Origin of the sequence: Nonomuraea glycinis (genome assembly GCF_014646515.1) — a bacterium.
GTDB lineage: Bacteria > Actinomycetota > Actinomycetes > Streptosporangiales > Streptosporangiaceae > Nonomuraea > Nonomuraea glycinis.
Genome location: NZ_BMNK01000014.1, coordinates 248,298 through 254,297, shown reverse-complemented (window position 1 = coordinate 254,297; position 6,000 = coordinate 248,298). Strand labels below are relative to the sequence as shown.

Annotated in this window: 3 protein-coding genes; 2 read left to right on the top strand and 1 reads right to left on the bottom strand. The window is 68.6% G+C overall.

Annotation, left to right across the window (positions count from 1 at the left end; all coding sequences use genetic code 11):
* The first annotated feature begins 346 nt into the window (after positions 1-346).
* Positions 347-2,410 (top strand): S9 family peptidase, encoded by a 2,064-nt coding sequence (locus IEY87_RS32840; RefSeq protein WP_189142704.1) that lies wholly within the window; start codon positions 347-349, stop codon positions 2,408-2,410.
* Positions 2,407-3,396: an L-glyceraldehyde 3-phosphate reductase gene (gene mgrA, locus IEY87_RS32835; protein WP_189142703.1), complete on the top strand. Its 990-nt coding sequence runs from the start codon at positions 2,407-2,409 to the stop codon at positions 3,394-3,396. Before IEY87_RS32840 ends, mgrA begins: the two co-directional genes overlap by 4 nt.
* Before the next feature lie 38 nt (positions 3,397-3,434).
* Here the strand turns inward: mgrA and IEY87_RS32830 are convergent, their stop codons facing one another.
* Positions 3,435-5,810 (bottom strand): lysylphosphatidylglycerol synthase transmembrane domain-containing protein, encoded by a 2,376-nt coding sequence (locus IEY87_RS32830; RefSeq protein ID WP_189142702.1) that lies wholly within the window; start codon positions 5,808-5,810, stop codon positions 3,435-3,437.
* Positions 5,811-6,000: the final 190 nt, after the last annotated feature.

The following is a 6,000-nucleotide window of genomic DNA, read 5'->3' as shown; positions in this document are numbered from 1 at the left end:
CGCTCATTTCGTGTTCTGTTATGTCTTAATCCTGTCAGCCGTTCAAGTCCCTGTCAAATTGACAGGAGCCGCTCGACCTTCAGGAATAACCATCGCCCCGCTTCCGGGACAACCCCTCTAACTTACCAGCCCTTGGAAGGTTCTGCGAACCGATCTTCGGAGCGTCGTGCCAGAAGGAGTTATCGTCACAGGTGCGCAGCCCACATCAAAGTCACCTGAGTGAGAGAGAGTGGTTGCGCCGCACTGCGTCGACTCCTAAAGATTAGCAGCGGGTCCGGACCGCTCGTGACGGCTTCAGGAACGCGGCAGGCCACGAATCGATCACGGCCGAACATAGACTCCCCCCGTGAGCAGCAACACGCCCCCTGTGGCGAAGACGGTTCCGGCTGAGCGCACCCATCACGGCGACACCGTGATCGACGAGTACGCATGGCTTACCAACAAAGAAGATCCGGAGACGATCGCATATCTGGAGGCGGAGAACGCCTATCTCAAGGAGCGAACGGCTCATCTGGCCGATCTCCAGGAGCAGGTCTTCCAGGAGATCAAGGGCCGCACTCAGGAGACCGATCTGTCGGTGCCCAGCCGTAAAGGCTGTTGGTGGTACTTCAGCCGCACCGAGGAGGGCAAGCAGTACGCCGTCTCCTGCCGGGTGCCGGCCGACGGGGACGCCCCTCCGGAGATCACCGTCGGCGAGCGCCTGGAGCGTGAGCAGGTCGTCCTGGACGGCAACGAGCTGGCGGGTGACAGTCCGTTCTTCTCCATGGGCACCAGCTCCATCTCGCCCGACGGCACGATGCTGGCCTACTCCACCGACTTCACCGGCGACGAGCGCTTCAACCTGCGGTTCAAGAACCTGACGACGGGTGAGCAGCTGCCGGACGTGATCGAAGGCATCTTCTACGGCGGCGCCTGGTCCGCCGACGGCTCGGTGTTCTTCTACACGCGCGTGGACGACGCCTGGCGCCCGTTCCAGGTCTACCGGCACACCCTCGGCACCGAGGAGGACGTGCTCGTCCACGAGGAGGCCGACGAGCGCTACTGGGTGGGCATCGGCCTGACCCGCAGCGAGCGTTACCTGGTGCTCGGCGCGGGCAGCAAGATCACCAGTGAGGTCAGCATCCTGGACGCCGCCGACCCCACGGGCGAGTTCCAGGTCGTGCGCCCGAGGAAGACCGGGGTCGAGTACGGCGTCGAGCACGCGGGTGACTTCTTCTATGTCCTGCACAACGACGGCGCGCGCAACTTCGAGCTCGCCACCGCCCCGCTCGACGACCCCGGCACGTGGACGCCGCTGATCGAGCACCGGGACGACACCCGCCTGCTGGAGATCGACGCGTTCGCCGGCCACGCGGTCGTCCACTTCCGCCGCGAGGGCCTGACCGGCCTGCGCGTGCTGCCGTACGACGAGCAGCCCTCGTACGAGATCGACTTCCCCGAGCCGCTCTACGACGTGGGGCCGGTCGGCAACCCGGAGTTCGTCACCAACCGGCTCCGGCTCGCCTACACCAGCATGGTCACCCCGGCCAGCGTGTACGACTACGACCTGGCCACCCACGAGCTCATCCTGCTGAAGCGCAAGCCGGTGCTCGGCGGCTACGACCCGGGCGACTACGAGCAGTTCCGTGAGTGGGCCACGGCCGAGGACGGCACCGAGATCCCCATCTCGATCGTCAAGCGCAAGGACACCGGCAGGCCGGCCCCGACGGTCCTGTACGGCTACGGCAGCTACGAGACCTCCATCGACCCGAGCTTCTCGGTGCCCAGGCTCTCCCTGCTGGATCGCGGGTTCGTCTTCGCGGTGGCGCATGTGCGCGGTGGCGGTGAGATGGGCCGGCGCTGGTACGACGAGGGCAAGCTCACCAAGAAGAAGAACACCTTCACCGACTTCGTGGCGGCGGCCCGGCACCTGAAGCGCTCGGGCTGGAGTGCGGAGGTGATCGCCAGGGGCGGGTCCGCCGGCGGGCTGCTGATGGGCGCCGCGGTGAACCTGGCGCCCGAGGAGTTCGCGGGCGTGGTGGCCGAGGTGCCGTTCGTCGACGCGCTGACCACCATCCTGGACCCGTCGCTGCCGCTGACCGTGATCGAATGGGACGAGTGGGGCGACCCTCTGCACGACGCGGACGTGTACGCGTACATGAAGAGCTACACGCCGTACGAGAACGTGGACGAGCGGGAGTATCCGCCGATCCTGGCGATCACCAGCCTGAACGACACCCGGGTGATGTACCACGAGCCCGCCAAGTGGGTCGCCAGGTTGCGGGCCACCGCGCGCGGCGGACCGTTCCTGCTCAAGACGGAGATGGGGGCGGGTCACGGCGGGCGCAGCGGACGTTACGACGCCTGGCACGAGGAGGCGTTCGCCCTTTCCTGGATCATCGAGCGCGGCACGAAGGGAAGCACGGCATGACCTATCAGGCAGACGAGGCCCGCTACGAGCGGCAGCCGTACAACCGCAGTGGCAGGAGCGGGGTGAAGTTGCCCGCCGTGTCGCTGGGGCTGTGGCACAACTTCGGGGACGACCGCCCGGTGGAGAACTCGCGGGCGATCCTGCGGCGGGCGTTCGACCTCGGGGTGACGCACTTCGATCTGGCCAACAACTACGGCGTGCCGTACGGGTCGGCGGAGCGCACGTTCGGGCGGATCTTCCAGCAGGATTTCGCCCCCTACCGGGACGAGCTGATCATCTCCAGCAAGGCGGGCTACGACATGTGGCCCGGCCCGTACGGCGAGTGGGGGTCGCGCAAATACCTGCTGGCCAGTCTGGACCAGTCGCTGGGGCGGATGGGGCTGGAGTACGTCGACGTCTTCTACAGCCACCGGCCGGATCCGGACACGCCGCTGGAGGAGACGATGGGGGCGCTGGACCGGGCCGTGCGCTCGGGCAAGGCGCTGTACGCGGGGATCTCCAACTACTCGGCGGAGCAGACCACCCAGGCCGCCAGGATCATGCGGGAGCTGGGCACGCCGCTGCTCATCCACCAGCCGTCCTACTCGATGATCAACCGCTGGATCGAGGACGGGCTGCTGGACGTGCTGGAGGAGGCGGGCATGGGCTGCATCGTGTACTCGCCGCTGGCGCAGGGGCTGCTGACCGACCGCTACCTGAAGGGGGTGCCGGCGGATTCGCGGGCGGCCACCAGCAGGTTCCTCAGCGAGGACCGGATCGATCGCGACCTGGCGCGCGGGCTCGACGAGATCGCCCGTGGCCGGGGGCAGACGCTGGCCCAGATGGCGCTGTCGTGGACGCTGCGGGACCCGCGGGTGACGAGTGTGCTGATCGGCGCCAGCAGTGTGCGGCAGCTTGAGGACAACGTGGCGTGCGTGGACGGCCCGGCCTTCACCGAGGACGAGCTCAAGGCGGTGGACGAGATCACGGGGGCGACGGCCGCGTAACCGGCAAGGCCTCGTGGTCAGCAGAATCTCGTGGTCGGTTACAGGGCTTCGTTGCGCTGCAGGTAGGTGAAGGCCGCCCAGCCGGGCAGCACCGGCAGCCAGAAGGTGAGCAGCCGGTGCAGCAGCACGGCGGAGGTGGCCAGCTCGGCGGGCACTCCCGCCACGGTCAGTCCCAGCGTGAGCGCGTACTCGACCGCGCCCAGGCCACCAGGTGTGGGCGCGGCCGAGCCGATCGCGTTGGCCGTGAGGTAGACGACCGCGACGGTGGTGAAGTCGATGGTGCCGCCGAAGGCCTGGACGCAGGCGTACAGGCAGATCACGAACGCGATGGTGATCATGAGGGTGCCGATCGAGCCCTCGATCAGCTTGCGCGGTGACTGCAGGACGTCCAGCAGGCGCGGCAGCACGTTGGAGAACAGGCGGTGCGTCCTGCTGGTGATCATCCTGCGCAGCGGCGGGACGCCGAACAGCACGACGATCAGCAGGGCGACGGCCAGCATCACCACCACCAGGCCGCGGGAGGGGGTGAAGGTCGTGGCGGTGTTGGAGCCGGTGATGTAGGCGAACAGCAGCAGCAGCGCGATGTGGAAGACCATCATGATGAACTGCGAGGCGCCGACGCTGGTCACCGCGAGGCCCGGGGAGATGCCGCGTTTCTGCAGGTAGCGGGTGTTGATCGCGACGCCGCCGACCGCGGCGGGGGCCACCAGCTTGACGAACGACGCGGCGAACTGGACGAGCACCGTCCGCCAGAGCGGCAGGGCCTCGGGGACGAAACCCCTGAGCATCAGCGCGGCGGCCCAGAAGCTGACGAACGAGGCGACCAGCGCCACCCCGGACCAGCCCCAGTTGGCGGTGGTGACCACCTGGATCACGTCGACCCGGCTGAGCTGGGAGAGCAGGAAGTAGGCCGCCAGGGTGCTGACGATGATGGTCACCAGGGTGCGCGGCTTGAACCGTTCGAGGCGGATCTCCTCGATCGTGCCCTGCGGTTTGAGCGCCACGATCTGCTCGCGGATGGCGGCGAGCAGGCTCTTCTGCTTCGCCAGCGCCGAGCGGGTCTCCCGGGTCAGCGCGATGCGCTGGAGCAGCGGCATCGCGGTGGCGAGCGTGTCGGACCCCATGATCGCGGCGGCGCTGCCGACGGACCGCTCGGCGCCGACGCGCAGCGCCAGGTAGGTGAGGAGCTGGGCGATGTCCAGCCGGAGCAGCAGGTCCCCGGCGGCGATCTCGCCGCTGCGGGCATCGGTCAGGACGACTCGGCCGGCCGGGTCGAGGTGGATGCCGTCGCCGGTCAGCCTCCGGTGCGCGAGCCGCTGGATCTGCAGCAGCGAGACCTGCTCCCAGATCTGCGCCAGCACGTCGTCGGTGATCTCAGCGTCGGGCACCTCGTCGAGCGGCCTGGTGTCGATGTGCTCGTAGGCGAGCAGGGCCGCCTCGGTGCCGATCTCACTGGTGCCGATCAGGCGCGGCGTGCTGGCGCCGGCCGCCTGCGCCGCGTAGGCCATCAGCGCCTCGCGCTCCAGCTCGGCCCGCAGCGACCTGATGGCCCTGCGTCTGGTCTCGGAGTGCAGCCGGAAGCGCCGCCACAGCCGGTACGGCAGGCCGGCCACCTGGCGGTCACGGTCGAGCACGGTGACGTCGAGGGTGGTGCCGTCGGCCAGCCCGACGGCGTAGCGGCGGCTGCCCTGGTGGTCGTCGTCGATGCGGCGGGCCGACACCGGCGAGAACGAGAGCTTGCGCAGCGCCGCCACCACGGCGTTGCCCGGCGGCCTGGTGTTGGGGCTGCCGACGCCGTAGAGGGTGGCGTAGCCCATGACCATGCCGACCAGGACCGCCACGATGGCGCCGGGCAGGGTGATCTGCCTGCCGGAGTAGAGGGCGAGGATGTCGAGGGCGATCACGGTCCACATGAGCGCGCGCCAGGTGGGCCGGCGCGAGATGCGCACCGCGGTGGTGTAGGCGATGACCGAGATGAGCAGGGTGTTGAGCGGCTCGATCGAGCGGCCGCCGGTGAGCAGCTGGGTCAGGTCGTCGACGTGGCCGGCGAGCAGCCACTGGCCGATCAGGAAGGAGCCGACCATGCCGATGATGGCGGCGATCAGCCCTTCGGCGACGCGCAGGCCGTCGCGGTGGAAGACGCGTTCGACGGCGAAGGCGACGGGCACGATGAGCACGGCCGCGCCGCCGACGAAGGTGGCGGTCCGGCTGAGCAGGGGCACCAGCGTGGTGCCCTCCGTGACGTCCATCTCCAGGCCGTACAGCGTCTGCTTGGCGACCAGGGCGAGGAGGATCACCGCGCCGAGCGTGAGCAGGGTGGCCAGCAGCCGGAGCAGGTCGGAGGGGCGGCGCAGGCGCTGCGGAAGCAGCGGCTCGACTACGTAGACGTCCGCGTCAGCGCGCGCTGAGTCCACGGCGGGATCCTCCTTTGAGAGATCCTCCGCGTCTTCGCGTTCTCTGATATCGGCCACCGACAGTGATTCTGCACCTTCCCGGCCAGACCATAGGATCCTTGGACACCTGCGTCCCGGATCGTGACCCGGGTCCGGACGCGTGTGACCTGCCCATCCCCCGGCGATTCAAAGCGGTTGGCAGGCTACACGG

Bases quoted from the DNA above. Each gene is read 5' to 3' on its own strand.
- mgrA (WP_189142703.1), top strand. From the start codon at position 2,407: ATGACCTATCAGGCAGACGAGGCCCGCTACGAGCGGCAGCCGTACAAC.